Annotated in this window: 24 protein-coding genes; 17 read left to right on the top strand and 7 right to left on the bottom strand. The window is 67.5% G+C overall.

Annotated elements, in window-relative coordinates; all coding sequences use genetic code 11:
* Positions 1–324: 324 nt before the first annotated feature.
* The 10 genes from AC1RUS_RS16425 (at position 325) to AC1RUS_RS16470 (ending at position 7,758) form a co-directional block, all read left to right on the top strand.
* The gene (locus tag AC1RUS_RS16425) at positions 325–621 is read left to right on the top strand and encodes a hypothetical protein (RefSeq protein WP_492917659.1); all 297 of its coding nucleotides are present in this window, start codon (positions 325–327) and stop codon (positions 619–621) included.
* The gene (locus AC1RUS_RS16430; protein ID WP_492917660.1) at positions 618–881 is read left to right on the top strand and encodes a hypothetical protein; all 264 of its coding nucleotides are present in this window, start codon (positions 618–620) and stop codon (positions 879–881) included. Before AC1RUS_RS16425 ends, AC1RUS_RS16430 begins: the two co-directional genes overlap by 4 nt.
* Positions 882–947: 66 nt before the next feature.
* Positions 948–1,544, top strand: a complete 597-nt coding sequence (gene msrA / locus AC1RUS_RS16435) for a peptide-methionine (S)-S-oxide reductase MsrA (protein WP_492917661.1) — start codon at positions 948–950, stop codon at positions 1,542–1,544.
* Positions 1,545–1,651: 107 nt separating this feature from the next.
* Positions 1,652–2,179 carry a hypothetical protein gene (locus AC1RUS_RS16440; protein ID WP_492917662.1) on the top strand — a complete coding sequence of 176 codons (528 nt, stop codon included), beginning with the start codon at positions 1,652–1,654 and terminating at the stop codon, positions 2,177–2,179.
* Positions 2,154–2,801: a hypothetical protein gene (locus AC1RUS_RS16445; protein ID WP_492917663.1), complete on the top strand. Its 648-nt coding sequence runs from the start codon at positions 2,154–2,156 to the stop codon at positions 2,799–2,801. Before AC1RUS_RS16440 ends, AC1RUS_RS16445 begins: the two co-directional genes overlap by 26 nt.
* A complete protein-coding gene (locus AC1RUS_RS16450) occupies positions 2,798–3,211 on the top strand; it encodes a hypothetical protein (RefSeq protein WP_492917664.1) in 414 nt (137 codons plus the stop codon). Before AC1RUS_RS16445 ends, AC1RUS_RS16450 begins: the two co-directional genes overlap by 4 nt.
* Positions 3,212–3,275: 64 nt before the next feature.
* A complete protein-coding gene (locus tag AC1RUS_RS16455) occupies positions 3,276–4,649 on the top strand; it encodes a DUF4139 domain-containing protein (protein WP_492917665.1) in 1,374 nt (457 codons plus the stop codon).
* Positions 4,650–4,720: 71 nt separating this feature from the next.
* A complete protein-coding gene (locus tag AC1RUS_RS16460) occupies positions 4,721–6,328 on the top strand; it encodes a DUF4139 domain-containing protein (RefSeq protein ID WP_492917666.1) in 1,608 nt (535 codons plus the stop codon).
* Between the two features lie 23 nt (positions 6,329–6,351).
* Positions 6,352–6,879 (top strand): TIGR00645 family protein, encoded by a 528-nt coding sequence (locus AC1RUS_RS16465; protein WP_492917667.1) that lies wholly within the window; start codon positions 6,352–6,354, stop codon positions 6,877–6,879.
* A gap of 72 nt (positions 6,880–6,951) precedes the next feature.
* Positions 6,952–7,758, top strand: coding sequence for a transglutaminase-like domain-containing protein (locus AC1RUS_RS16470; RefSeq protein WP_492917668.1), 807 nt, complete (start codon positions 6,952–6,954; stop codon positions 7,756–7,758).
* A gap of 256 nt (positions 7,759–8,014) precedes the next feature.
* Here AC1RUS_RS16470 and AC1RUS_RS16475 read toward each other — a convergent pair whose 3' ends face one another.
* Positions 8,015–8,632, bottom strand: coding sequence for a DUF1134 domain-containing protein (locus AC1RUS_RS16475; protein WP_492917669.1), 618 nt, complete (start codon positions 8,630–8,632; stop codon positions 8,015–8,017).
* 157 nt (positions 8,633–8,789) lie between these two features.
* Between AC1RUS_RS16475 and lepA the strand changes: the two genes are divergently transcribed.
* On the top strand, positions 8,790–10,598 hold the full coding sequence (lepA, locus tag AC1RUS_RS16480; protein WP_492917670.1) for a translation elongation factor 4: 1,809 nt from the start codon (positions 8,790–8,792) through the stop codon (positions 10,596–10,598).
* Between the two features lie 86 nt (positions 10,599–10,684).
* On the opposite strand, the gene AC1RUS_RS16485 is transcribed toward lepA, so the two are convergent.
* Entirely contained in the window at positions 10,685–11,812 is a 1,128-nt protein-coding gene (locus AC1RUS_RS16485; protein WP_492917671.1) for a glycosyltransferase family 61 protein, read from the bottom strand.
* 116 nt (positions 11,813–11,928) lie between these two features.
* Between AC1RUS_RS16485 and AC1RUS_RS16490 the strand changes: the two genes are divergently transcribed.
* Both AC1RUS_RS16490 and AC1RUS_RS16495 read left to right on the top strand, forming a co-directional pair.
* The gene (locus tag AC1RUS_RS16490; RefSeq protein ID WP_492917672.1) at positions 11,929–12,216 is read left to right on the top strand and encodes a hypothetical protein; all 288 of its coding nucleotides are present in this window, start codon (positions 11,929–11,931) and stop codon (positions 12,214–12,216) included.
* Between the two features lie 286 nt (positions 12,217–12,502).
* Positions 12,503–14,098 carry an amidohydrolase gene (locus AC1RUS_RS16495; RefSeq protein WP_492917673.1) on the top strand — a complete coding sequence of 532 codons (1,596 nt, stop codon included), beginning with the start codon at positions 12,503–12,505 and terminating at the stop codon, positions 14,096–14,098.
* A 106-nt stretch (positions 14,099–14,204) separates the two neighbouring features.
* Here the strand turns inward: AC1RUS_RS16495 and AC1RUS_RS16500 are convergent, their stop codons facing one another.
* Positions 14,205–14,717 carry an Lrp/AsnC family transcriptional regulator gene (locus tag AC1RUS_RS16500; protein WP_492917674.1) on the bottom strand — a complete coding sequence of 171 codons (513 nt, stop codon included), beginning with the start codon at positions 14,715–14,717 and terminating at the stop codon, positions 14,205–14,207.
* A gap of 457 nt (positions 14,718–15,174) precedes the next feature.
* On the opposite strand from AC1RUS_RS16500, the gene AC1RUS_RS16505 reads away from it, so the two are divergent.
* Positions 15,175–18,015, top strand: coding sequence for a TonB-dependent receptor plug domain-containing protein (locus AC1RUS_RS16505; protein WP_492917675.1), 2,841 nt, complete (start codon positions 15,175–15,177; stop codon positions 18,013–18,015).
* Between the two features lie 389 nt (positions 18,016–18,404).
* On the top strand, positions 18,405–21,077 hold the full coding sequence (locus tag AC1RUS_RS16510) for a TonB-dependent receptor plug domain-containing protein (RefSeq protein ID WP_492917676.1): 2,673 nt from the start codon (positions 18,405–18,407) through the stop codon (positions 21,075–21,077).
* 94 nt (positions 21,078–21,171) lie between these two features.
* On the opposite strand, the gene AC1RUS_RS16515 is transcribed toward AC1RUS_RS16510, so the two are convergent.
* Together AC1RUS_RS16515 and AC1RUS_RS16520 are read right to left on the bottom strand one after the other, a co-directional pair.
* A complete protein-coding gene (locus AC1RUS_RS16515) occupies positions 21,172–22,017 on the bottom strand; it encodes a protein NO VEIN domain-containing protein (protein ID WP_492917677.1) in 846 nt (281 codons plus the stop codon).
* 57 nt (positions 22,018–22,074) lie between these two features.
* Positions 22,075–22,638, bottom strand: a complete 564-nt coding sequence (locus tag AC1RUS_RS16520; protein WP_492917678.1) for a hypothetical protein — start codon at positions 22,636–22,638, stop codon at positions 22,075–22,077.
* Positions 22,639–22,731: 93 nt separating this feature from the next.
* Between AC1RUS_RS16520 and AC1RUS_RS16525 the strand changes: the two genes are divergently transcribed.
* Positions 22,732–22,899: a hypothetical protein gene (locus AC1RUS_RS16525; protein WP_492917679.1), complete on the top strand. Its 168-nt coding sequence runs from the start codon at positions 22,732–22,734 to the stop codon at positions 22,897–22,899.
* 4 nt (positions 22,900–22,903) lie between these two features.
* Positions 22,904–23,527, top strand: a complete 624-nt coding sequence (locus AC1RUS_RS16530; RefSeq protein WP_492917680.1) for a glutathione S-transferase family protein — start codon at positions 22,904–22,906, stop codon at positions 23,525–23,527.
* On the opposite strand, the gene AC1RUS_RS16535 is transcribed toward AC1RUS_RS16530, so the two are convergent.
* Positions 23,524–24,282 carry a class I SAM-dependent methyltransferase gene (locus AC1RUS_RS16535; RefSeq protein ID WP_492917681.1) on the bottom strand — a complete coding sequence of 253 codons (759 nt, stop codon included), beginning with the start codon at positions 24,280–24,282 and terminating at the stop codon, positions 23,524–23,526. The two genes, AC1RUS_RS16530 and AC1RUS_RS16535, sit on opposite strands and share 4 nt — an antisense overlap.
* Positions 24,283–24,357: 75 nt before the next feature.
* Positions 24,358–25,248, bottom strand: coding sequence for an alpha/beta hydrolase (locus AC1RUS_RS16540; protein WP_492917682.1), 891 nt, complete (start codon positions 25,246–25,248; stop codon positions 24,358–24,360).
* Positions 25,249–25,329 lie beyond the last annotated feature (81 nt).

Below are 25,329 nucleotides of genomic sequence, written 5' to 3' on the forward strand. Positions count from 1 at the left end.
GAGGCAAGGTCTTGCGCGTTGTCCACACCCACGCTACCTGTATCCAGCACGCACGGAGTCACTGCTTCCACATGCTCTCGCAATTCGCCCTCAACATCGCGCTCGTGACCGGCTTTACCGCCGTCGCTGCGATGTCGTGCGCCGCGACCATGATGTGGAACCAGATTAAAACCGTTCCGGTACGGACGGGGCAACGGCGCGCGATATAACCGAAACGCAGCCGACGGATCGCAAGATCTCCAAAAGCCCCGCTTCCGAAAGGAGCGGGGTTTTTTGTTGCGCGTTTCGTCGGTCCTTCACCACCCAACGGGGGACAAGAGACCAATGAGCTACCTGCCTTCACCACCCGCCTTCCACAGCGACGCCGACGGCGTCACCGTTCACCAGCTGCTGCTGGCCGCCGACGACGCCCACAGCGCGCTGGACGCCGTTCGCCAGGGCCTGGCCGACAGCGGCGCCGAACTGTGCAACCTGACCCTCAAGCCCGTGGGCCAGATCGTCGAGGCCAGCTTGCGCGTTCGCCACCTGGGCGACCAGGCCGCCCGCCTCCTCGCCCGCGACCTGGCCGCCTGGCCCGGCGTCAGCTCGGCCAGCGTCGAGCATCAGTGGGTGCGCCCGTGACCGTCCCCAAACCGGACGAGGACAAACGAAGACTGTTTCTCGTCACCGCCGAGGACACGCCGGACGCGCTGATGCGCGTTCTCGGCGTGGCCAGCGTGCAGCAGACCCGCCTGCGCGCCCTGACCGCCGCCCCCGACGGCCAGACCCTGGCCATTCGCATGGAGATCGAGGACCAGGGCGACCAGCGCGCCGAAGCCCTGGCCTCGCGGCTCGCCGCTTGTCCGTCGGTGCGCGGCGTCGGTTTCGGCTGGCGGGCGTAACCAAAGCGCGGTCTCGTACGTATCTGAGATGAGCCCGCCTTCAGGGCCGTCCGAGGATCCCGTTCGATGCGCCGCCTGCTTGCTCTTATCGTCACCGTCGTCACGCTGGCCGGCCTGCCCGCCCTGGCCGCCAAACCCGCCGCCAAGACCGCCACCGCCGTGTTCGCCGGCGGATGCTTCTGGTGCATGGAGCACGACATGCAGGGCGTGCCCGGCGTGATCAAGGTCGAGAGCGGCTACACCGGCGGCCACGTCAACAACCCCAGCTATCGCGACGTCACCAGCGAGACCAGCGGCCACTACGAGTCGGTGCGCGTCACCTACGACACCTCCAAGCTGGACTACGGCTTCCTGCTCTATCGCTACTGGAAGCTGGTCGACCCCACCGACGACGGCGGCCAGTTCTGCGATCGCGGCCCGTCCTATCGCCCCGCCGTCTTCGTCAACGGCCCCGAGCAACGCGCCATCGCCGAGAAATCCCGCGCCGAGGCCGCCAAGCGCCTGAAGAGCGGCAAGATGGTCACCCAGATCCTCGACCTGAAGACCTTCTGGCCGGCCGAGGAATATCATCGCGACTACGCCAAGCGGAACAAGCTGAACTACTTCGCCTACCGCACCGGCTGCGGCCGCGATGCGCGGCTCAAGCAGGTCTGGGGCGGCTGATCCCGTCAAGCTTGGGACTCGACAACCTCAAAGCAAGGTGACAGCTTAGTTTCGCATAAGGTGTATTGGGCGCGTACGGTTGGGCGGGGGCGCGTATGATCACTCTGTTGCGTAAGCTTGCCATCGTCAGTCTGTGCGCGACGCTGTCAGTCGCCGCGACGCCAGTGGTCGCGCAGGACGCTGCGCCCGCATCAGTCGCCGAGACGGCCGCGCCGCCGGCGTCCGAGAGCGAGGCGGCCAGCACGCCCTCGACCGCCGAACCGGCCAGCCAAGCGGCGGCCGAGGACTTGGCGCCCTACAATCCGCTCGACACCTATTCCTTCTACCTGACGGCGCTGTTCATCGCCTTCGGCCTGGGCGTGATCCTGCTGCAGCTGTCGGCGATGCGCCGGATCAAGGACGTCACGGCCGACGAGATCGCCCGCAACTGCGCCATCACCCTGGTCGTGGTCGCCTCGGTCGCCCTGCTGGTCTCGGGCTACAGCAGTCAGCAGGTGGCCCCGGCCTTCGGCCTGTTCGGCACCATCATCGGCTACCTGCTAGGCAAGGCCGGAGCCAAGGAAGCCGACAAGAGCCCCGAACCGCAACCGCCATCGACGGGAGGGACCGATGCCGACCCTGTCCAGAAGAGCTGAGGCGGTCCTGCTCCTGGCGGGCCTGGCCTGGATCGTCCCGGCCGTCGGCCACGGCCGGCAAGCGGCCGCGCAAACACCACCTCCGGCGTCACCCACTGCACCTCCCTACTATGCGGCGCCACCTACAGATTTCCCCGCTCCACCCGTTTCTCCCGCTCCGCCGCCGCTGTCGGCCGAGGACCGACAGAGCATCCTCAATACGCTGGCTCCGATGGTCTCGGCGGACGAGTTGGCGGAATTGAAGGCTGACGACGGCCGGCTGCGCCGATTTTGGGAGGCCCTAGCCGCCTCCAGCCGTGTCGTAGCGGCGGCTGCGCCAGGAAGCCGCCCCTGGGTTCCGCCGCCGCCGCAGCTATCGAACAAGGTCACGGTCGCGATCATGAACCCGTCGCCGCAGGCCCAGACGCTGCGGCTGGCCTACAACAACGTGTTCTGTCGGGACAAAACCTTGACCATTCCGCCGGGCAAGTCGGCGTCGCACGACATGTGCCTGAAGCGGGCTTCCGTGCGGATCGACGGCAATCCGGCCGACCTCAAGCCCGCGCAGATCGGCCTGCTGCGATGCTATGCGATCCGCCGGTTCGAGAACCCGTCGCGCTGGGCCCTGGACGTCTGTCCGTGACGGCTCCGCCGCCCCCCGCTTCGCCCCATCCCGACACCCTGGATCGGCGGGTGACGCTGGGCGTGTCGATCGGCGCGGCGCTGGTGGTGCTGGCCGTGGCCGTGGCCACGACGCCGCCCAAGCGCGTGGCGGCCATCCGCGGCAATGGCGGCTATGTGCTGGTCGACAACCGCACGCGCCAGGCCGTGACGGTCTCGACCGGGACCTCCGACGGCGTGGTCTGCGGGCAGAAGTACGTCAGCGCCGGCAACCGCGCGCGGGTGCGGGCGTGCGGCGCCTGGAGCCGGATGGCCGTGCGCAACGGCCGCGCGGGCGAAGAAGGCTATGCCAGCCTGCTGGCCGCCCAGGGCCAAGTCTATCAGGTGCGCTGGCGCGGCCGACTGACCGCCGAGCGGCACGAACCCTACTGACGGACGCGCCTCGACTCCGCCCCAATCCCATGTAGTTTTAAATCTGTAAAATGGGAGGACGTCGATGAACCGTCGCGCGCTTTTGGCGACCGCCGCGCTTGTGCTGGCTGCAGGCTCCGCACACGCCGCCCCGTCCACGCCCGACCTGTCGGTGACCATCTACAATTCCGACCTCGCCTTGGTCGAGGACGCCCGCGACCTGGACCTGAAGGCCGGCCGCCAGCGGCTGGAGTTCAAGGACGTCTCGGCCACCATCCGTCCCGAGACGGTCAGTCTGTCGGCCTCGGGCGTGACCATCATTGAGCAGAACTTCGACTACGACCTGCTGACGCCCGACAAGCTGATGGAGAAGGCGGTCGGCCAGCAGGTGAAGATCGTCCGCACCAATCCGGGCGACGGCAAGGAGACCATCGAGACCGCCACGGTGCTGGCCGCCAACGAAGGCGTAGTGCTGAAGATCGGCGACCGCATCGAGGTGCTGCGCGACGACGGCGCGCCCACCCGCGTGATCTTCGACAAGGTGCCCGAGACCCTGCGCGCCCGCCCGACCCTGTCGGTCACCATCGACGCCGACCGCGCCGGCCCGCGCCCCGCCAAGCTCAGCTACCTGACCTCGGGCCTGGGCTGGAAGGCCGACTACGTCGCCCTATTCGACGAGAAGAAGGGGACGCTGGACCTGCAGGGCTGGATCACCCTGACCAACAATTCCGGCACGGCCTTCGAGAGCGCCCGCACCCAGCTTGTGGCCGGCGAGGTCAACCAACTGAACAACGGCGGCTATCGGCGGCCCAACCGGTCGATGCAGGCGGCCGGGACCGAGAGCGGCGACGCCGAGCGCCTGGCCGACTACTACGTCTATCCCCTGCCCCAGCGCACCACGATCGCGGCCAATCAGAACAAGCAGGTCGGTTTCCTCAGCGCCCAGGGCGTGGCCGCCAGGAAGGTCTACGAGGTTCGCGAGGGCGGCTTCAGCACCGACCAGAACCCGGTCTCGGCCAGCGTCGCCCTGCAGTTCAGCAACGCCAAGCTGGCGGGTCTGGGCAGCCAGCTGCCGGCCGGCACGATGCGCGTCTACATGCGCGATCAGGCTGGCGATCCCAAATTCGTCGGCGAGAACGCCATCGACCACACGCCCGCCGGGTCGGAACTGTCGATCAAGACCGGCGACGCCTTCGACGTCACCAGCCAGGCCGTGCTGGTCAGCCAGGAGAAGGTGTCCAAGACCCGCTCGCGCTACGCCATGCGCTACGTGCTGCGCAACGCCCGGCCCGAGGCGGTGACGGTGGAGCTGCGCCAGGGCGGCCTGTGGCGCGACGGCGAGGTCAAGGCCGAAAGCCTCAAGAGCCGCCGGATCGACGCGCGGACCCTGGGCTGGAGCGTGCCCGTGCCAGCCAACGGCGAGACGGTGCTAACTTTCACGGTCGAGAACGGCTGGTGAGGAGCTTCTCCTCACCCGTGAAACGGGGGAGGTGGCACGCCGCGACTACGCGGCGTGACGGAGGTGGCGCCGTGCAGTGGCCGCGCGCCCTCCCCCGTTTCACGGGGGAGGAGATAGCGGCCGCGCTCGCTCTGCTCCTGCTCGCCACCCCCGCCCTGGCCGACACCATCGCCTCGCCGAAAGCCGACACCACGGCGGTGACGCTGTACCGCGGCGACTCCCGCGCCTTCCAGACCCTGCAGCCTTGGCAGCGCGAACAGGCCCTGAGGAAGGGCCTGATCCTGGTCACCGAGACCCGGACCGTCACCCTGCCCGCAGGCCGCCACACGCTTCGCTTCGACGCGGTCGCCGACGGCCTGATCCCGCAGAGCGCGGCGGTCGAAGGACTGCCCGGCGGCATGGTCGAGCGCAATTACGACTACGCCCTGCTCAGCCCTGGAACCCTGCTGGAGCGGTCGCTGAACCAGTCGGTCGGCATTGTCCGCACCAACGCCAAAACGGGCCGCCAGACCGCCGAGCACGCCATCGTCCGCCAGGGGCCCGACGGCGTCGTCCTGCAGACCGCGACCGGCGTCGAGGCCCTGGGTTGCTCCGGGGGCGCCGAGCGACTGGTGTTCGATCACGTGCCCGACGGGCTTTCGGACAAACCGGCCCTCTCGACCATCGTCGACGTGCCCGTGGCCACCACCGCCAAGCTGACCCTGTCGTATCTCGCCATCGGCGTGAACTGGCAGGCCGACTATGTCGCCCGCATCCGCCCCGACGGGAAGACCCTGGACCTCACCGGCTGGCTGACCCTGGTCAACAGCGGCGCGACCAGCTTCGTCGACGCCCCGACCCAGGCCGTGGCCGGCAAGCTGTCGCGGGTCGAGATCAATATCCCGCAAGCGGAGACCAAGCCGATCCAGCGCGCCTGCTGGCCGATGGACACCACGACCCACGGGCGTCCTCCGCCGCCGCCTCCCGCGCCGCCGCCGCCCCCGATGGCCATGGCCGCGCCGATGATGATGGCCCGGGGCGGCGTCGAGGAGATCGCCGTGACCGCCAGCCGCGCCAAGATGGCCGAGCAGTCGGAGCTGGGCGACTACAAGCTCTACACTCTGCCCGAGCCCGTCACCGTCGCCGCGCGCCAGACCAAGCAGGTGGCGTTCCTCGACCAGAAGGACGTGGCCTTTCAGCGCCTCTACCTGTTCACGATCGATCCCTGGAGCGACTACGACGACGGCGGCGACATCCCGGCGGCCACCGTGCTGCTGCGGCTGGAGAACAGGGAGGACCAGGGCCTGGGCAAGCCCCTGCCCTCCGGCGCCCTGGCGGTGATGGAGGTGGCCGACGGCCGCCCCGCCTTCGCCGGCGAGCAGGCGATGCGCGACGTTCCTGTCGGCCAGCCCTTCGACCTGGCGATCGGCCAGGCCATGGACGTCTGGGTCACGCCCCGCCTCGTCGCCGAGGAAAAGGCCGGCAAGGGCCGTGTCCGGCGCACCTACGAGGTCGACCTGGCCAACGCCAAGAGCGCGCCGATCGTCGTCGAGCTGCGTCATCCGCAAGGCCGGCAGGGTCTGAAGGTGATCCGCGAACCGCACCGCCACGATCTTCGCGACGGCGCCATCGCCTGGCGCATCCCGCTGTCGTCCAACGGTCGCGAGACCGTGCGCTATGTGGTGGAATACGACGGCTGACCGCCGCAAGGATTCGCCCGCCGATGATCAAGCCCCGCCTGGAAACCCTGCTGGAACGCGGCCTCTTCGCCTCGCGCTGGCTGATGGCGCCGTTCTATGTCGGCCTGGTGATCGCCCTGGCCGCGCTGATGGTGGTGTTCTTCCAGGAGCTGTTCCACGAACTCTCGCACCTGCTGTCGATGAAGCCCGAGGACGCCATCCTGATGGCGCTGTCGTTGATCGACCTGTCGCTGGCCGCCAACCTCTTGGTGATCGTCACCCTGTCCGGCTACGAGAACTTCGTCTCCAAGATCGACACCGCCGCCCATGAGGACCGTCCCGAATGGATGGGCACGGTCGACTTCTCGGGCCTGAAGATGAAGCTGATCGCCTCCATCGTGGCGATCTCGGCCATCGCCCTGCTGAAGGCCTTCCTGACGCTCAGCGAACCGGGCACGCCGCTCGACGAGCCGCGCCTGCTGTGGCTGGTGGTGGTGCACCTGTCGTTCGTGGTGTCGGGCGTTCTGCTGGCGGTGATGGACTGGCTGAACAGCAAAGTGGCCCCGCACTGAACGAAATCGCCCGCGGGGCTGAACCAAGGCTTCGCCGAGCCGTTGCGGTGGCGGGTTTCAACAGGAGCGGCCATGCGTCTGCATGTCGATGCACGGCTGAACTACGACTTTCCCCGCGACGCCGAAGCCCTGCTGCACATCGAGGCGGCGCGCGGCCCCAACCAGACCGTGATCGAGGAGACCCTCGAATTCGATCCGCCCATCCCCTGGACCCGACTGGACGACGCGGCGACCGGCGAGCGGCGGATCGTCTTTCGCCACCAGGGGCCGCTGAACATCGTCTATCTGGCGACGGTGGACGTGACGCCCGGCGACAACGTGCTGGCCGGCGCGGCCCAGCACTCCATCGCGGCCCTGCCCATCGACGTCCTGCCGTTCCTGCGCGCCAGCCGCTTCGTGGAGTCCGATCGCTTCGAGCCCAAGGCCGAGCAGGACTTCGGCTGCACGACCGGCGGCGACCGGGTCGAGGCGATCATCGCCTGGCTGCGCGGCCATCTGGACTACCGCTCGGGGTTCAGCGACTCCACCACCACCGCCAGCGACGCCTACATGACCCGCAAGGGCGTCTGCCGCGACTACGCCCATCTGGCGGCCGCCCTGTGCCGGGCCAGCGACATCCCGGCCCGCCTGGTCAGCGCCTATGCGCTGGACCTGGAGCCGCAGGACTTCCACGCCGTGATCGAGGCCTTTGTCGGCGGCAAGTGGCGGCTGGCCGACCCCACGGGCCTGGTCTCGCCCTCTGGCCTGGTCCGCATCGGCCAGGGCCGCGACGCGGCCGACATCCCGTTCCTCACCATCTTCGGCGAGGCGATGATGGTGGCGCAGTCGGTCCACGTCTGGCGGGAGTCCGAGGAACCCGCCGAGCCGGCGGCGGCCTAGCGGGCCGGACGTTCGAGTGCGAAGGCCAGCGCCAACGCCTCTGTATTTCAATTAATCCCGTCATTCCGGGCCTTGTGCCCGGAACCCCTCTGTCCGCCGCACGTGCGACAGGGGCGAGACGCGTGGCGACTCGCTGGCGCTTCACGTGCAAGCTGAACCAGGGGTTCCGGGCACAAGGCCCGGAATGACGGATGTTGTCAGGGTAGGCGCCTAGATTTCAAAGGCCCCTGGCAGGCGGTTCGCGGAAGCGACCGTCCTAAAACGGCATGACCCGGCGTTTGCGGCTGTAGCCGAGGTAGCCGATGTTGGCCCCAAGGCGCAGGCCCACGCCGGCGCGGATCGGGGCCACGGTGATGTCGTCGGCCTTCTGGTAGTTCACGCCCAGGCCGCCGATCAGATAGGCGCTGCCCTCCACGCCCGGGAAGCGGCGGAAGATGGCGTCGGGATATTGCAGGTTATAGCAAAGGGTGAAGACCCGGCTGGCGTTGCCGCCCCAGTCCCAGCCCACCGACGGGCCCTGCCAGAACACTTCCAGCGTCGGGCGGCCCTTCATGTAGAGCAGGCCCCGGCCATAGCGCAGGCCCACGGCGAAGGCGCCCGAGCCCTCCTCGCCGGCGATGTAGCCGGTGGGCTGGCCCTTGTCGCGGAACACCTTCTCGATCGCCGCGCCGGCGCTCTCGGCCGTGACGCCCAGAAAGTCGGACGTGGCGCGGATCATCTCGTCGGCCGAATAGGTCTGGGCGCGGCCGGTGTCATAGGCCGGGGTGGTCGAGCCGTTGGAGGTGACGCCCTGCTCCTGGCCGAACGCGCTGGACGTCGCCGACGCGGCGCCGGCGGCGGCCATGCCCGAGATGATCAGCTTGCGACGGTCCATGTTTGGCCTTTCGGAGATATCGTTGCGCCACTGTCGCAGCCCATTGGGACCGGTTTGGGGCGCGTCGCGCTAAGGTTTGGTTAAGCATGAGGAAACCGGCGGGCGTCCGCCGCATCACCCCCTCGCGAACCGGGCCAAATGTGCTAGACGCGGGCGCATGACTTCTACGCCTCTCGACAAGATCCGTAATTTTTCCATCGTGGCCCACATTGACCACGGCAAGAGCACCCTGTCCGATCGCCTGATCCAGGAGACGGGCGGCCTGACCGCGCGCGAGATGAGCGCCCAGGTGCTCGACAACATGGACATCGAGAAGGAGCGCGGCATCACCATCAAGGCGCAGACCGTGCGCCTGAAATACAAGGCCGACGATGGCGAGGACTATGTCCTCAACCTGATGGACACCCCCGGCCACGTCGACTTTGCCTATGAGGTCTCGCGCTCGCTGGCCGCGTGCGAAGGCTCGATCCTGGTCGTCGACGCCTCGCAAGGCGTGGAGGCCCAGACCCTGGCCAACGTCTATTCGGCCATCGACAACAACCACGAGATCGTCCCGGTTCTCAACAAGATCGACCTGCCGGCTGCCGAGCCCGAGCGCGTGCGCGCCCAGATCGAGGACCTGATCGGCCTGGACGCCAGCGACGCCGTCCTGGCCAGCGCCAAGTCGGGCCTGGGCATCCACGAGGTGCTGGAAGCCATCGTCACCCGCCTGCCCGCCCCCAAGGGCGAGCGCGACGCGCCGCTGAAGGCCCTGCTGGTCGACGCCTGGTACGACGCCTATCTGGGCGTGGTCGTGCTGGTGCGGATCTTCGACGGCACGCTGAAGGCCGGCCAGCAGGTCCGCATGATGCAGACCGGCGCCACCCACCGCATCGACAAGGTCGGCGTGTTCACGCCCAAGGCCACCGACGTGGCCGAGCTGGGCCCTGGCGAGGTCGGCTTCTTCACCGCCTCGATCAAGGAAGTGGCCGACGCCGCCGTCGGCGACACCATCACCGACGAAAAGAAGCAGACCGCCCAGGCCCTGCCGGGCTTCAAGGAAGTCCAGCCGGTGGTGTTCTGCGGCCTCTTCCCGGTCGACGCCGCCGACTTCGAGGACCTGCGCGCCGCCGTCGGCAAGCTGCGTCTGAACGACGGCAGCTTCACCTACGAGATGGAAAGCAGCGCCGCGCTGGGCTTCGGCTTCCGCTGCGGCTTCCTGGGCCTCCTGCACCTGGAGATCATCCAGGAACGCCTGTCCCGCGAGTTCGACCTCGACCTGATCGCGACCGCTCCCTCGGTGGTCTACAAGATCCACATGCGCGACGGGACGGAGATGGAGCTCCACAACCCCGCCGACCTGCCCGACGTGATGCAGATCGAGAGCATCAGCGAGCCCTGGATCAAGGCCACCATCTTCACCCCCGACGAATATCTCGGCGGCGTGATCAAGCTGTGCCAGGACCGCCGCGGCATGCAGCGCGAGCTCTCCTATGTCGGCAGCCGCGCCATGGTGGTCTACGACCTGCCGCTAAACGAGGTGGTGTTCGACTTCTACGATCGCCTGAAGTCGATCTCGAAGGGCTACGCCAGCTTCGACTACCAGGTCGAGGACTACCGCCCCGGCGACCTCGTCAAGATGTCGATCCTTGTCAACGCCGAGCCCGTCGACGCCCTCTCCATGCTGGTCCACCGCGACCGCGCCGAGAGCCGCGGCCGGGGCATGTGCGAGAAGATGAAGGAGCTCATCCCCCAGCACATGTTCGTCATCCCCATCCAGGCGGCCATCGGCGGCCGGATCATCGCCCGCGAAACCGTGCGCGCCCTGCGCAAGGACGTCACAGCCAAGTGCTACGGTGGCGACGCCTCGCGTAAGCGCAAGCTGCTGGACAAGCAAAAGGCCGGCAAGAAGCGCATGCGCCAGTTCGGCAAGGTCGAGATCCCGCAGGAAGCCTTCATCGCCGCGCTGAAGATGGACGAGGATTGATCGACCGACGCTGAGCGCCAACCGGTCAGAGCATTATGGACGCCCTCGTCAGCGGAAGCTGGCGGGGGCGTTTTCATGCTCGCTCTTCACCCCAACTCCCCCACCAACGGCCCCACACGCGCCTCGAACGCCGTCAGGTCGATGCTGTAGGTCTGCGGGGCTTCCCAGTTGTTCTCGAACTTTCGCGGGGCGCCGTCGGGGTCGAGGAGGATGCCGATGTCCTGGCCGAAGCTGTTGGCGATGCGGCTCTGCACGTCGGTGACGACGTTGAGGCACACCACCTTGGCGCCGCGCGGGGCGAAGATGGCGTTGTGCAGGCCAGAGCCGAATTCTCCGACGATCAGCCGGGCCGAGGCGAAGAGCCGGACCTGCTCGGTCCAGGGCAGCTCTTCGGGACGGATGACGGCCAGGCCCAGGCGGGCGGCGGCCTCGTCGAGGGCCTGGGCGTTGTCGAGCTGGCGGAACTTGCCCTCCAGGCCGGTGCGGCTGACGAAGATGGCCGGCGGGCCGGGATCGGCGCGGTATGGGGCCAGGAAGCGCTCCAGGGCCGCGTGGAAGGCGCCGTTGAAGACGTAGTCGGCCTGCATCATCCCCGGCAGGATGGCGCGGCGCAGGCGCACGGCCTCGACGATCCAGTCATAGGTCAGGATCGGGCATTGCGGGACGATCAGGCCGATGGTCTGGGTGACCAGGTCCGGCATCCACGAGGGCACGACGATCGGCGCGACCACGCCCTGGCGCGCGAGATCGGCGATCGAGAACAGCTTGGGCAGGATCTCCAGCAGCCAGTGGCCGTAGATCGGGTTGAAGTGGGTGATGACGAAGGCCGGGTCGACGATCTCGGTGATGGTCTTGGGCTCGACCACCCAGTGGGTGCGGGAGATGTCGGCGTCGATCCACTTGGCGACATAGGGCGGGTAGCTGTCGTCGTTGACGATGTAGCGGCCGTCCTTCAGCAGGTGGCCGCCATAGCCGCCGACCAGCACGTCGCGCACCACGTGGACATGGACCTCGGGGGTGACCAGCGGCGGGCGCGCCGGGTCGTGCTGCTCGGTGATCTCGGGCAGGTCCAGGGTGGCGGGCCACAGCATCGGGCGGCGCGAAATCGCCTCGCCGCCGGGGAACTGCAGCACCCGGCAATAGGGTTCGGCCGAGACCAGGGCCCTGCGCAGCGACGTGAGCGAGGACCGGGTCACGTCCAGGGTCGTCGCCATCTCACGCCCACTCAACCTCGGGCCGCACTCGCCCGATGGCCTCTTCCCTAGGCTGGGATCGGCGGCCTGTCGAGATTGATGTCGACGCGCCCGCCCGGCGCGTCGGATAAGGGGGCATGTCGATGGGGATCGTTTCGGAGCCGGTGTGCCGGGTGTGCGGCGGGGCGGAGTTCAGGCTCGTTCCCGTCCAGGCGGGAACCTGCGCGATCCGGTGCTCGGCCTGCGGGCTGGACGCCGAGACCCTGCGCCATAGGACTTGGCCGGCGGGGCTGGAAGCCTTGGCCGACGGGACCGACGTCGCCGTTCGCAAGGTTCGCCTGGCGTTCGACCGCCGCCTGCTGGCGCTGAAGATCCATATCAAGTTCAAGTGGCTGGCGCCGCTGCGCAAGGCCCTGCGCCGCTAGGCCGCCGCCCGCCCCGCGATCAGCAAAGCGGCGCCTGGGCGCCGGGCGATGGCGGAATCGCATCCAGATTGCTCATTTCGCGCCTTCAGCCGATTTTCGACGCAACTTCGGTTATCGGCGGAGAATGTCTCTGCAACCCTAATTCACGGCGCACATAATCGTCGCCATACGTGATTTATACGCCCGAAAACGGCGCACTTATGTCGCCATTTTCGGGACTTGGCGATGCAGATCGCCAGACAGGCGGCCGAGGGGGCCGTCGGGTTCAAAAACCGTGGGGACTGGAATGAAGACGATCGTGAAATCGAAGACCCTGGCGGCGATGCTGCTGGCTTCGGCGCTCAGCCTGCCCGCCGTCGCGGCTCACGCCGAAGCGACCCCGGAGATGAAGGCCGCCGCCGCCGCCGGCGTCGATGCGCGCGCCAAGCTGATCCAGCAGATGATCGACCAGGTGTTCAGCTACGCCGAGCCCGGCTTCCAGGAGTTCCGCACCTCCGAATACCTGACCGGCATCCTCGAGAAGAACGGTTTCAAGATCACGCGCGGCGTGGCCGGCATCCCGACGGCCTGGACGGCGACCTGGGGCGCGGGCGGCCCGCTGATCGCCCTGGGCAGCGACATCGACAACCTGCTGGGCCTGTCGCAGTACCCCGGCGTGGCCGAGATCAAGCCGATGGTCGAGGGCGCGCCGGGTCATGGCGAGGGTCACAATTCGGGCTTGCCGATGATGATCGCCGCGGCCCTGTCGGCCAAGGACGTCATGGAGAAGAACAAGATCCCGGGCCGCATCATGCTGTGGCCGGGCGTCGCCGAGGAGCTCTTGGCGACCAAGGCCTACTATGTCCGCGCGGGCATGTTCAACGGCGTCGACGCCTCGATCTTCGCCCACGTCAGCAAGGACTTCTCGACCGGCTGGGGCCCCGGCGGCAACAACGGCATGGTCTCGGTGGAGTACACCTTCCACGGCAAGACCGCCCACGCGGCCGGCCAGCCCTGGGACGGTCTGTCGGCGCTGGACGGCGTCGAGGTCATGGACATGGCCTGGAACATGCGCCGCGAGCACCTGCCTCTGACCCAGCGCTCGCACTATGTGATCACCAACGGCGGCGGCCAGCCCAACATCGTGCCCGGCGTGGCGACGGTCTGGTACTATTTCCGCGAGAACAGCTTCGACTCGATCCGCAATCTCTACGAGCTGGGCAACACCATCTCTGAGGCCGCGGCCAAGGCGACCGGCACCACCGTTGAGCACCGCGTGCTGGGTTACGCCGCCCCCAACTACAGCAACAAGCCGCTGGCCGAGGCCGCCTACGCCAACATCCAGGCGGTCGGCATGCCCAAGTGGAGCGAGGACGACCAGGCCTTCGCCAAGTCGGTGCAGGTGGCCCAGAAGTTCAAGCTGCAGCCGCTGGCCACCGAGGTCGCCCCGCTGTCCACCCCCGACAGCCGCGGCGTGTCGATGGGCGGCGGCTCGGACGACATCGGCGACGTGATGTGGACGGTGCCGACCATCACCATCCGCTACCCCTCCAACATCCCCGGCGCGATCGGCCACAACGTGACCTCGGCCATGGCGATGGCCACCCCGATCGCCCACAAGGGCGCGGAGGTCGGCGCCAAGGCGGTGGCCATGACCGTGCTGGATCTGGTCACGACGCCGAAGATCATCGCCGACGCCAAGGATTACTTCCAGAACGTGCAGCTGAAGGACACGAAGTACGATCCGGTGCTGACCAAGGACGACAAGCCGGCGATCTGGCTGAACGAGGACATCATGTCCAAGATGCGTCCGAAGATGGAGCCGTTCTATTACGACTCCAAGAAGTACAAGACCTATCTGGACCAGCTGGGCGTCAAGTATCCGACCGGCCTGGCCAAGTAGGAGGTCGGCGTTCCCGACATTCCAAACCTGTCGACTGAAGACATCGGGGAGGCGCCCAGCGCCTCCCCGATCGCGTTTTGGGCCGCGCGCGAGACTGAAGGCTCCCCTAGTCTTCGCGGCGCGCCTTGGCTTTTTCCTGGAAGACGATCGGCGGCGTGCCGCGCCGGGCGACCTCGCGCATGACGAAGCTGCTGCGGATCTTGGCCACGTGCGGCAAGGTGGAAAGCTCGCGTCGATACACGCGATCGTAGTCTTCGAAAGACTCCACGTTCAGCATGATCAGAAAGTCGGTGTCGCCCGAAACGAATCCGCAGTAGGACACCGACGGACACTTGACCACTTCGCGCTCGAATTCATTCAGCGCGCGCTCGGCCTGCGAGCTCAACTCGATGGCCACGAACACCACCACGCTGTAACCCAGCATCGGCATGTTCAAATTTGCTGAATAGCTCAGCACCGCCTGACGCTCTTCCAGGCTCTTGCGCCGACGGGCCACGGCGGTGCTGGAGAGGTTGATTTGTTCGCCCAGCGAGACATCCGAGGCGCGCCCATCGACGCAAAGCTCCTTCAGGATCTGATAATCGACGCTATCGAGGTCCAGATGGTCGGATTTCGACATTGAATTCGCAACTCCGTGCATAAACCAGCAGCAGAAATACAGTTTCGACGCTCAAAAGCGACTTTAGGAAAGTAATCTGTCAAGCCTCAGATAAATTGATCTCGGCCGCAACTTGCGAGCGGCGAGTCTTCCCGCCGCGGCGTCTCCCGACGTCGCGCGCGCGGATCATCAAACTGCACTACGCCGCCCTCAATGGGCGGTCCAGGGGACGGAAACAAGCAGAAAACTCGCCTCGACAGCTTCGCTGCGCGGCGAGCACGGGCGTAACCGAGACGGTCGTTTCGACCGACACGGGCCAGAACAGATCGGCCTGAATGTCTTCAAATTCAGAGAGTGCTTTCGCGCGCCTGCGTTTCGGCGCGCACAGCAAAGTCGTGCCTTGTCGTCTTCGATCATCATCGGAAGTGCTTCGGTGGATATCGCGTTGATTGATTATCAAACTTTCAAGGGGGATAGAATGAAGCTCGGGAACAGCAAATATTCAGCCGTCGGCGCCCGCCGCTATGCTTTGGCGACCGCGAGCCTCGTGGCCCTGCTGGCGTCGGGCCAGACGGCCCTGGCCCAGACGGCCGCCGCCACCGCCGAGACGGCGGCTCCGGCGTCCGAAGTGGTCGAGGCAGTGATCGTCACCGGATCGCGCGTGGCGCGCGACGGCTTCGACTCGCCCACGCCCGTCAACGTCCTGGGCCTGGAGGAGATCAAGGCCTCCGCCCCCGCCAACATCGCCGACTTCGTCAACACCATGCCCTCCGTGGCCGGCAGCTCGACGGCCGCCAACTCGTCCGGCGCGCTCAGCAACGGCGCGGCCGGCATCAGCGCGCTGAACCTGCGCTCGCTGGGCACCGGCCGCACCCTGGTGCTGTTCGACGGCCAGCGCTCGGTGGTCTCGGCCTCGACCGGCCAGGTCGACACCAACACCTTCCCCCAATCGCTGATCTCGCGCGTCGAGGTGGTGACCGGCGGCGCCTCCTCGGCCTATGGCTCGGACGCCATCGGCGGGGTGGTCAACTTCATCCTCGACAAGGAATACACCGGCATCAAGTCGTCCGTGGAATACGGCGAGACGACCTATGGCGACGGCGAGAACTGGAAGTACAACCTGACCGCCGGCGGCGGCTTCGCCAACGGCAAGGGCCACGTGCTGGCCAGCGCCGAGTGGTTCCACCAGGAAGGCGTCCACACGATCGACCGCGACTGGAACCGGACCGGCTATTTCGCCATCCGCAATCCCGACACCTCGGCCAGCGCACCCTACTATATCGTCGCCAACCACGTCGGCATCTCGACCTACACGCCCGGCGGCCTGATCACGGCCGGACCGCTGAAGGGCACCTATTTCGGCGTCAACGGCGCGGTCAACCAGCTGGCCTATGGCGCGGTGTCGGGCCAGTGGATGGTCGGCGGCGACTGGGACTATTCGTCCTCGGGCATGGTGGGCACCAACACCCTGATCCCGGACGAGGACCGCAGCAGCTATTTCAGCCGCGTCTCGTATGAGCTGACCCCGAACATCGAGGTCTTCGGCCAGGCGTCCTACGCCAAGTACGAAGGGCTCAGCTACTACATCTCGCCCACCCAGACCGGCATCACGATCCGCTCGGACAACGCCTTCCTGCCGGCGTCGGTGAAGAGCCAGATGACCAGCCTGGGCCTGACCTCGTTCACCATGGGCACCAGCAACATCGACATGCCCGCCTCGGGCAGCGCCATGGAGCGCGAGACCGAGCGCTACGTGGTGGGCGGCAAGGGCGACTTCTCGGCCTTCGGCCTGGGGATCGACTGGGACGCCTATTACCAGCACGGCAAGACCAAGACCCACGAGCAGCTGACCCCGACCTGGAACACCGCCCGCCTGACCCTGGCCACCGACGCGGTGCTCTATAACGGCCAGATCGTCTGTCGCTCCACCATCACCGACCCGACCAACGGCTGCGTGCCGCTGAACCGCTTCGGCCAGGGCGTGGCCAGCAAGGCGGCGCTGGCCTATGTGCTGGGCACGCCCTATCGCGACCAGCACTTCACCCAGGACGTCGCGGCCTTCAACTTCCGCACCAACGACATCCAAGGCTGGGCGGGGCCGATCTCGCTGGCCACCGGCGCCGAGTATCGCAAGGAGGAGATGGGCGGCTACGTCGAGGCGCAGTATCAAAGCAGCGGCTGGAAATACGGCAACTTCCGCGCCACCAGCGGCAAGTACGACGTCGCCGAGGCCTATGCCGAAGCCGTGGTCCCGCTGTTCAAGGGCGCGGACTTCAACGGCGCCTTCCGCGTCACCGACTACAGCACCTCGGGCACGGTCAAGACCTGGAAGGCCGGCGTGACCTACGCGCCGATCGCGGACATCAAGTTCCGGGGTTCGGCCTCGCGCGACATCCGGGCCGCCAACATGAGCGAGCTCTACGACGCCGGCACCGCCCGCTCCAACTCGGTGAACATCAACGGCGTCTCCACCGCCTTCGTCCAGAACCTGCAGGGCAATCCGAGCGCCAAGCCCGAAGTGGCCGACGGCTTCGGCGTGGGCGTGGTGGTCTCGCCGCGCTTCCTGCCGGGCGTGCAGGCCTCGGTCGACTATTACGACATCTCGGTCAAAGGGGTGATCAGCTTCGTCACCGCCCAGCAGGTGGCCGACTACTGCTACATCCAGAAGGTCACGTCGTACTGCAGCAACCTGAAGTTCGTCGGCGGCGTGCTCAACACGATCGATCTCTACTACGCCAACCTCAACAAGATGACCGCCAAGGGCCTGGACGTCGAAGTCTCGTACCGCACCAGCATGAGCGACCTGGTGTCGTGGGGCGCGGGCGAGCTGGCCCTGCGCGGCATGTTCACCCACTATATCGAGAACGTCACCGACGACGGCGTGACCCACATCGACCTGGCCGGCGCCAACACCGGCAGCACCCCCGACTGGGTCTACCGCCTGACGGCCAACTACAATCTCGACAACTGGGCCTTCAACCTGACGGCCCGCGGCGTCAGCGACGGCGTGGTCAGCAACGCCTACACCGAATGCCAGAGCGCCTGCCCGGCCAGCGTCGCGCCCTACTACACGATCAACGACAACAGCGTGAAGGGCGCGCTCTATGTCGACACCTCGGCGACCTTCAAGTTCGAGGTGGCCGAGAAGTCGGGCGAGGCCTTCATCTCGGTGAAGAACCTCTTCAACAAGGACCCGGTCCTGGTCGCCAACCCCGGCAACCTGGGGGCCGAGAACACGGTCGGCTATCCGCAGACCAACCGCAGCCTCTACGACACCAACGGCCGCACCTTCCGCGTCGGCCTGCGCATGGACTTCTAGTCCGAAGCCTCGATCGCGGCGCGCTTCGCCCGGCGTCCCCCGACGCCGGGCGAAGTTGTTTTTGGGCGCCCGGACTCACCCAAACGTCCGGCACGTTTTTGACGCTCAGGGCGCGACCTCACGAAAAATCGCGGCGCCGCGATTATGATCGCGACCTGCACAAAACGACATGGCGGGCGCCGTGCAATGGTGCAGCCAGCGCCTCAAAGACCGCCGTTACCTTCCCGTGACGGTTGCGCCTATTGCGGATATTTCGCCCCTGACGAACTGTTTCGGTCGCGCAACTCTCGTGAGTTGCGCCTGTATTCGCGCATCAAAACAAGAAAACGCGTCGCCGGGAACGTCACTTAGCAACAACAAACGCGCGCCTAGCGCTACGAGGGGTATGTATGACTAAGTTGTCGCGGACTATTCTGCTTTCGGGAATTTCGACTCTTTCGATCGCCTTGGCCTATACCAGCCTGGCCAGCGCCGCCGACCTGCCGGCCGAGCCGGCAGACAAGGCCGCGGTCTCGACCGAGGTCGACACCCTCATCGTCGTCGGCACGCGCAGAACCGACCGCTCGGTCGTGGATTCGCCGTCGCCGATCGACGTCTTCGGCGGCGAGGAACTGAGCCGCCAGCCGGCCGCCGACATGCTGGACGTGGTCAAGAACCTCGTCCCGTCGTTCTACGTGCCGCAGAACACCATCTCCGACGCCTCCACCTTCGTGCGCGCGCCGTCGCTGCGCGGTCTGGGCGCCGACCAGGTGCTCGTGATGATCAACGGCAAGCGGTACAACCGCTCGGCCCTGGTTCAGGTGGTCACGGGCGGCGACACCGCCCTGTCGCTGGGCGCGCAAGCCGTCGACCTGTCGATGATCCCGTCGATCGCCGTCAAGAACCTGCAGATCCTGCGTGACGGCGCGACCGCCCAATACGGTTCCGACGCCATCGGCGGCGTCATCAACTACGGCCTGCGCGACAGCGACAGCGGCTTCGAAGCCCAGGCGCGCTATGGCCAGACCTATGCCGGCGACGGCAAGAGCTATCAGTTCGCCGTCAACGCCGGCTTCAAGCTGTTCGACGCGGGCTTCGTCAACGTGTCGGGCGAGTATTTCGACGACGGCCAAACCAGCCGCGGCGCCACCCGCCCCATCGCGGCCGTCTTCGCGGCCAACAACCCCGGCCTCGCGGGGCAACTGCCCAACTATCCCGGCCCGGCCCAGATCTGGGGCTCGTCGCCGACCAACGGCTACAAGCTGTTCCTCAACTCGGGCTACGACGTCGGTGCGAACGCCACCATCTATCTGACGGCCAATATCGGGCACCGCGAAGCCGATCAGAGCTTCAACTATCGCTCGCCGATCTCGGCGCCGACGCCGCTGGCGACCAACAACGGCACCGGTACGCCGTCCACGGGCTCGCCGGGCCGCAACGGCTCCTTCGCCCCGATCTATCTGACGCCGTGCCCGACCGGCAACGCCACCTGCCCCACCGGCGGCTTCGTCAAGGACGGCAACACCTTCAGCTTCACGTCCGTCTATCCGGCCGGCTTCACGCCGCGCTTCCAGGGCGTGGTCGAACAGTTCTACGGCACGTCGGGCGTCCGAGGTAAGGCCGACAACGGCCTGACCTACGACCTCTCGGCCACCGTGGCCAAGAACTCGCTCGACCTGGCCATGACCAACTCGCTCAACGCCTCCTTCGGCCCGACCAGCCAGAAGGAGTTCAAGTTCGGCAAGCTGATCCAGCGCGAAACCAACCTGAACCTCGACCTGACCTATCCGATCGAGGTCGGCTTCGCGAGCCCGATCACCCTGTCGGGCGGCGCCGAGTATCGTCACGAAGAGTATGAAGCCACGGCCGGCGACCTGCAGTCTTACGCCGCGGGCCCCTACGCCGTGCAACCGCTGTACGTGCAGGTCACGCCGGGCGTCTACACCCGCTCGATCGTGAACGGCTCGCCCGAGACGGCCTCGCAGTCGCCCGGAGCCAGCGGCTACGGCGGCACCAGCCCGGCGTCGGCCAAGACCTCGACCCAGAGCAACTACGGCGTCTATCTCGGCGCGGAAACCGACATCACCGAGGCCTTCACGGTCGGCGTCGCCGGTCGCTACGAGGACTACGACACCTTCGGCGACACCGTGGTGGGCAAGGCCAACGCCCTCTATCGCGTGTCCGACATGTTCTCGGTGCGCGGCACCGTGGGCACCGGCTTCCACGCCCCGTCGCCCGGCCAAAGCAACACCGAGATCCTGACGACCGCCTTCGCGCCGGGCGGCGAGCAGGTTCAGACCGGCACCTATCCGGTGACCAGCGCCATCGCCAAGTACTTCGGCGCGAAGACCCTGACGCCTGAAAAGTCCACCAACTACGGCGTCGGGTTCATCTTCAACCCGCTCAGCAACCTGACCCTCACCGTCGACGGCTATCTGATCAAGGTGAAGGACCGCATCAGCATCACCAGCACGTTCGACGTCGTCGCCGCCGACATCGTCGCCCAGCCCGCGCTCGCCGCGGTCGGCGTCGGCGGCGCGGTGGCCTACTTCACCAATGGCTTCGACACCGAGACCAAGGGCATCGACGCCGTCGCCACCTATCGCACCGAGCTGCTGGAAAACCCGCTGAGCTTCACGCTGGCCTACAGCTACAACAAGAGCGAGGTGACCAAGTCCGACCCGGTGGCCATCGGCGCCGACCGGATCTACGACATCGAGAACATCACGCCCAAGCACCGCGCCAACGTCTCGGCCAGCTACGAGGTCGGCGGCTTCCTGATCAACGCCCGCGGCAACTACTACAGCAGCTGGAGCACCAATCAGGACTATCCGGGCCAGAAGTTTGGCTCGAAGGTCACCGCCGACCTCGACCTGAGCTACACGGTCGCGGAAAAGTACACGGTGACCATCGGCGCCAATAACCTGTTCGACGAATATCCTGACAAGCTCAAGCCGACCACGGCCAACCCGATCTACGCCCTGACCGGCAGCACCGCCGACGGTCAGATCTATCCGCGCTCGGGCGGTCCGTTCGGCATGAACGGCGGCTTCTGGTACGCCCGCCTGAAGGTGAAGTACTAGGGCTCTTCGGACCGCTTAGCGGTCTCAGGGTTCGACATGAACGCCGTCCGGCTCATCGCCGGGCGGCGTTTTCGTGTGAGGTGCGACCGCCGCTCTAGCCGACGCTCGCGGCGTCCGCCTGCGCCGCCGCTTCCGACGCGGGCGCGACGGCATCACAGGTTGGACGCAGCTTGTAGAACCGCAGGTCCCGGCCCAGGTCGTGGAGGCGGTAGATCCGACAGGCCGCCGGCTGCGCGCGCCAGAGGGCGTCCTCGGCGTCGGTCAGGGCGAAGGGCGTGGCCACACCGCCGGTGGTGGTCTTGACGATGATCCGCCGCGCCTCGCCCGTCAGGCCGAAGCCGAGCACGTCGTGGCCTTCGTCCGACGCGCCGGCCAGGCGCACCTGCTCGGCCAGGTCCGAACGGCCGCGCTCGGTCAGGCGGCGGCGCTCGAACGCGACGACGGCGGCGCGGCCAGTCTCGGTCAGCAGGCGGTCGGCCTGGTCGCGGGCGGCGGGATCGAACTTGGCGACCAAGGCGGCGGCGCGCTGCGGCGGCGCGACCTGGACGGGGTCGAAGCCGGGCGACGCGCCCTCCATCAGGGTCGGCGGCTGGACGGCGGTGAACAGCGAGACGGGCCGCATCATGGCGGTGATCAGGGCGGGCTTGGCGGTCAGATGCCGGTCGACCGCGTCCAGCAGGTCGTCGGCCAAATTCCAGCGCGGCTGGAAGTCCCGCAGGATCGGCAGGCCGATCAAGGTCAGGGCGGCGGAGACGTCGCACTGCTTCCATTCGATGGCCGCGCCGGACCGTCCGCTGACGAATCGAAGGGCGCGCTGGTGAGCTGCGCGATCAGCGATCTTGCCGGCCAACTCCTTGCCCAGCATGACGAAATAGTCGCCCACGACGAGGTCCAGGTCGGCCCCGCTCCAGTCGCGCGTCGTGTTGCTGTCCTCGCTCACGCCGGGACGATGCCCCAGCCGGAGCGCGCGCGCCACTAAAGCTTCAGCTTGGACGCCCTAGCGGCTGGCGGTCAGGTTCGACGGCGCGACGGCGCGGGACGGATCGTCCTCGATCGGCGTCTCGTCGGCCTTCAGCCCCGCCGCCGCCATGGCGCGCGGCACGGTGGTGACCAGATCGCCCTTCACCACCTGGAAGGTCAGGACATGGCTCTCGGCCGGGTTCTCGGCCTGGTTGGCGAAGCCGCCCGGCCGCTGGGCGTTGAGGACCACCTTGTAGGTCTTGCCCGAGGTCACCCGGCACAGCAGCACGAAGGTCTTCTCGTCCTTCAGCAGCCGGGGCGTGACGACGCATTCAGGCTGCTCGCCGTCGGGCGCGGCGGCGTAGTTGAAGCCCCTGGGCGTCATCTTCTGGTCGAAGGTCACCTTCAGCACCAGCACGCCGGGCGCGATGGACTGGCCCTCGGCGGGATAGCTGTCGACCACCTTGGGCGGCGCCGTCGGCGGCATCACCGTCACCGGCGAGACGGCGTTGGGCTCCTCGCTCGCCCGCACCTGGGCCTGCGCAACGCCGGTCAAGGCGCAGGCGGCGAGAACGGTCAGGGCGAGGCTGGGCCGGGTCATGGCTGGACCTTGACCGGCAACGGCGGCCATCTCAAGGCAAGATCGCGCGGGCGGATGCGTGCCTCGCAGCCCCGCCTCTGCTATAGCCGCGCCATGACCGATACGCCCGACGCTCCCGAAGAGACCCCGATCCAGCGCGCCCTGCGCCTGAAGAACGCCGCCCTGGCCGCCAAGCCCAAGCCGCCGCGCGGAGGCAAGTTCCAGCGCGAGCAGGCCGCCGGCGTGCAGGCCGGCAAGTCCAAGCCCTGGATGACCCGCTAGCTCGATGCTGAAGATCCTGGGCCGCACCTCGTCCCTGAACGTCCGCAAGGTGCTGTGGACGCTGGACGAGCTGGGCCTGGCCTATGATCGCGAGGACTGGGGGACGGGGTACACGCCCACCGACCGCCCCGAGTTCCTGGCCCTCAATCCCAACGGCCTGGTGCCGGTGCTGATCGACGAGCACGGCCCGCTGTGGGAGAGCAACACCATCTGCCGGTATCTGGCTCAGCGTCATGGCGACGGGGCGCTGCTGCCGACCGATCCGCGCGGCCGGGCCGGGGTCGAGCAATGGATGGACTGGCAGTCCACCGAGCTCAACGAGTCCTGGCGCTACGCCTTCATGGCCCTGGCCCGCAAGACGCCGGGCTATGACGATCCCGCGCGGATCGCCGCCAGCACCAAGGCCTGGGACGCCCAGATGACCCTGCTGGCCCGCCAGCTGGAGACCACCGGCGCCTATGCGGCAGGACCGGACTTCACCCTGGCCGACGTCGTCATCGGCGTGTCGACGCACCGCTGGATCACCACGCCGTTCGAGCGCGCCGACCTGCCGGTCGTCACCGCCTATTATCAGCGCCTGCGCGAGCGCGCGGCGTTCCCGCCGCACGCCCGCCCGGACGTGCCTTAGCCCGGCTTGCGGAACTTCAGCACGAACTGATCGGTCTTCCCGCGGATGGACGGATCGAAGACGCTGGCCGTGTGCGGGTCGGCGGCGTCGCGCAGCAGCGGGCTTTCGGCCTCAAGCTTGAAGCCGGCGGCCTCGACCTCGGCGCGGACGGCGGCGACGTCGATGCGGTGCAGGCTGTCGGCGGCCGTGATCCCCGAGCCCGCGGCGGCCGCGTGGTCGACGATCACGAAGACGCCGCCCGGCTTCAGCGACTTGAACACCTCGGCGTTGACGTTGGCGGCCGTGGTGGTCGGGAAGGGCTTCAGGTGCAGGTCATGATAGTTCTGCACGGTGAAGACCACGTCCAGATTGTCGGGCAGGTCCAGCGCGATGACGCTGCCGTCCAGCGGCTTGCTGTTGGGCAGGGCCGCCGTGACGGCCTTGAGGTTCTCGCCGTACTTGGCCTGAAACTTGATGAACTCGGCCGGCTGGTAGGCGTAGACCACGCCCTTGGGACCGACCACGCCCGACAGGATGCGGGTGAAATAGCCGCCGCCGATGATGAAATCGACCACCGTGTCGCCCGGCTTCACGCCCGCGAAGGCCAGCAGCTCGCCAGGATGGCGCGCCGCGTCGCGGGCGGTGTCTTCGGCCGGACGCGCCGGACTGGCGATCGCCGCCGTGATGCTGGCCGGAACCTGGGCGGACGCCATGCCGCCGAACGAAGCACCGACGGCCAGAGCCGCCAAGACCGAGACCATGTGTGAGCGAGCCATGCGCGCCTCCCTGATTTTCGATCTTGGTAGCAGCTTCAGCGCACGCCGGCGAACGACGTTATCATTACAAGTCCGTCAGGATTTCAACGCCCTGACCCAGGCCAGGAACTGCCCCGGCCACACCGCCGCCGGCGCGCCGGGCGGCGAGGTCAGGGCGAAACCGTGACCTCCCGTGGCGTATTCGTGCTCTTCGGCCGTTCCGCCGGTCTTGCGGATGTCGATGACGGCCTGGCGGCTGTTCTCAACCGGCACCCGCATGTCGTCGACGGCGTGGAACAGGAAGGCCCTGGTCGGCCTGGTGAAGCCCCGGAACGGCAGGAACTCCGGCCGCGCCGGCTTGGGCAGGGTCAGATAAGCGTAACCCAGGCCGACGAAGTCGGGCGTCGCCGAGGTCGCATCCAGCGCGTCGACCGCGGGATAGATCTTCTCGTCGCCGCGCGAGGCCAGGGCCGCCGCGATCGTGCCGCCGGCCGAGAAGCCCAGGGCCCCGACCATCGTCGCGCCGGACCTGGCCCGCAGCAGCCGCATGGCCCGCTGGGCGTCCTGCAGGGTAACGTCGGCCCGCGCGGTCCAGCCGTCGCCGGGCAGGCGGTAGACCAGCACCCCGGCGGTGATCCCCTCCCCGGCCAGCCATCGGGCGATGGCGTGGCCCTCCTTGTCAGCCACCACCTTGTTGAAGCCGCCGCCGGGAATGACCAGCACGGCGACCTTGGCCGCACTGGCTCCAACGCCGGGATAGATCGCGACGGTGGGACGGGTGACGCCGGCGACGCTGTTGTCGATCGTGCCGTCGGGCATGGTGTAGGGCAGCAGGGTCTGGACCGCCTTGACCCTTTCGCCGCCGGGCGCCGCGCCGGGCCACAGGGCGATGGGCTCGGGCTTGCCGTCGTCGGCGCGCGCGGACGAGGCCCACAGCGCCAGGCCGCTGGCGGCCAGCAGGCGTCGACGGTTCCAGATCAGGACCATGCGTTTCTTCCCAGGCTGTCGCGCGCCCTGTGACCGGGCGCTGGCGGCGAGCTTACGAACAGACTGACACCGGTGACAACA

The organism is Caulobacter sp. GW821-FHT10F06 (assembly GCF_058809215.1).

Bases quoted from the DNA above. Each gene is read 5' to 3' on its own strand.
- AC1RUS_RS16505 (WP_492917675.1), top strand. From the start codon at position 15,175: ATGAAGCTCGGGAACAGCAAATATTCAGCCGTCGGCGCCCGCCGCTAT.
- AC1RUS_RS16495 (WP_492917673.1), top strand. From the start codon at position 12,503: ATGAAGACGATCGTGAAATCGAAGACCCTGGCGGCGATGCTGCTGGCT.
- AC1RUS_RS16485 (WP_492917671.1), bottom strand. From the start codon at position 11,812: ATGGCGACGACCCTGGACGTGACCCGGTCCTCGCTCACGTCGCTGCGC.
- AC1RUS_RS16445 (WP_492917663.1), top strand. From the start codon at position 2,154: ATGCCGACCCTGTCCAGAAGAGCTGAGGCGGTCCTGCTCCTGGCGGGC.
- AC1RUS_RS16525 (WP_492917679.1), top strand. From the start codon at position 22,732: ATGACCGATACGCCCGACGCTCCCGAAGAGACCCCGATCCAGCGCGCC.
- AC1RUS_RS16475 (WP_492917669.1), bottom strand. From the start codon at position 8,632: ATGGACCGTCGCAAGCTGATCATCTCGGGCATGGCCGCCGCCGGCGCC.
- AC1RUS_RS16510 (WP_492917676.1), top strand. From the start codon at position 18,405: ATGACTAAGTTGTCGCGGACTATTCTGCTTTCGGGAATTTCGACTCTT.
- AC1RUS_RS16520 (WP_492917678.1), bottom strand. From the start codon at position 22,638: ATGACCCGGCCCAGCCTCGCCCTGACCGTTCTCGCCGCCTGCGCCTTG.
- AC1RUS_RS16500 (WP_492917674.1), bottom strand. From the start codon at position 14,717: ATGTCGAAATCCGACCATCTGGACCTCGATAGCGTCGATTATCAGATC.
- AC1RUS_RS16425 (WP_492917659.1), top strand. From the start codon at position 325: ATGAGCTACCTGCCTTCACCACCCGCCTTCCACAGCGACGCCGACGGC.
- msrA (WP_492917661.1), top strand. From the start codon at position 948: ATGCGCCGCCTGCTTGCTCTTATCGTCACCGTCGTCACGCTGGCCGGC.
- AC1RUS_RS16490 (WP_492917672.1), top strand. From the start codon at position 11,929: ATGTCGATGGGGATCGTTTCGGAGCCGGTGTGCCGGGTGTGCGGCGGG.
- AC1RUS_RS16465 (WP_492917667.1), top strand. From the start codon at position 6,352: ATGATCAAGCCCCGCCTGGAAACCCTGCTGGAACGCGGCCTCTTCGCC.
- AC1RUS_RS16530 (WP_492917680.1), top strand. From the start codon at position 22,904: ATGCTGAAGATCCTGGGCCGCACCTCGTCCCTGAACGTCCGCAAGGTG.
- lepA (WP_492917670.1), top strand. From the start codon at position 8,790: ATGACTTCTACGCCTCTCGACAAGATCCGTAATTTTTCCATCGTGGCC.
- AC1RUS_RS16455 (WP_492917665.1), top strand. From the start codon at position 3,276: ATGAACCGTCGCGCGCTTTTGGCGACCGCCGCGCTTGTGCTGGCTGCA.
- AC1RUS_RS16540 (WP_492917682.1), bottom strand. From the start codon at position 25,248: ATGGTCCTGATCTGGAACCGTCGACGCCTGCTGGCCGCCAGCGGCCTG.
- AC1RUS_RS16470 (WP_492917668.1), top strand. From the start codon at position 6,952: ATGCGTCTGCATGTCGATGCACGGCTGAACTACGACTTTCCCCGCGAC.
- AC1RUS_RS16535 (WP_492917681.1), bottom strand. From the start codon at position 24,282: ATGGCTCGCTCACACATGGTCTCGGTCTTGGCGGCTCTGGCCGTCGGT.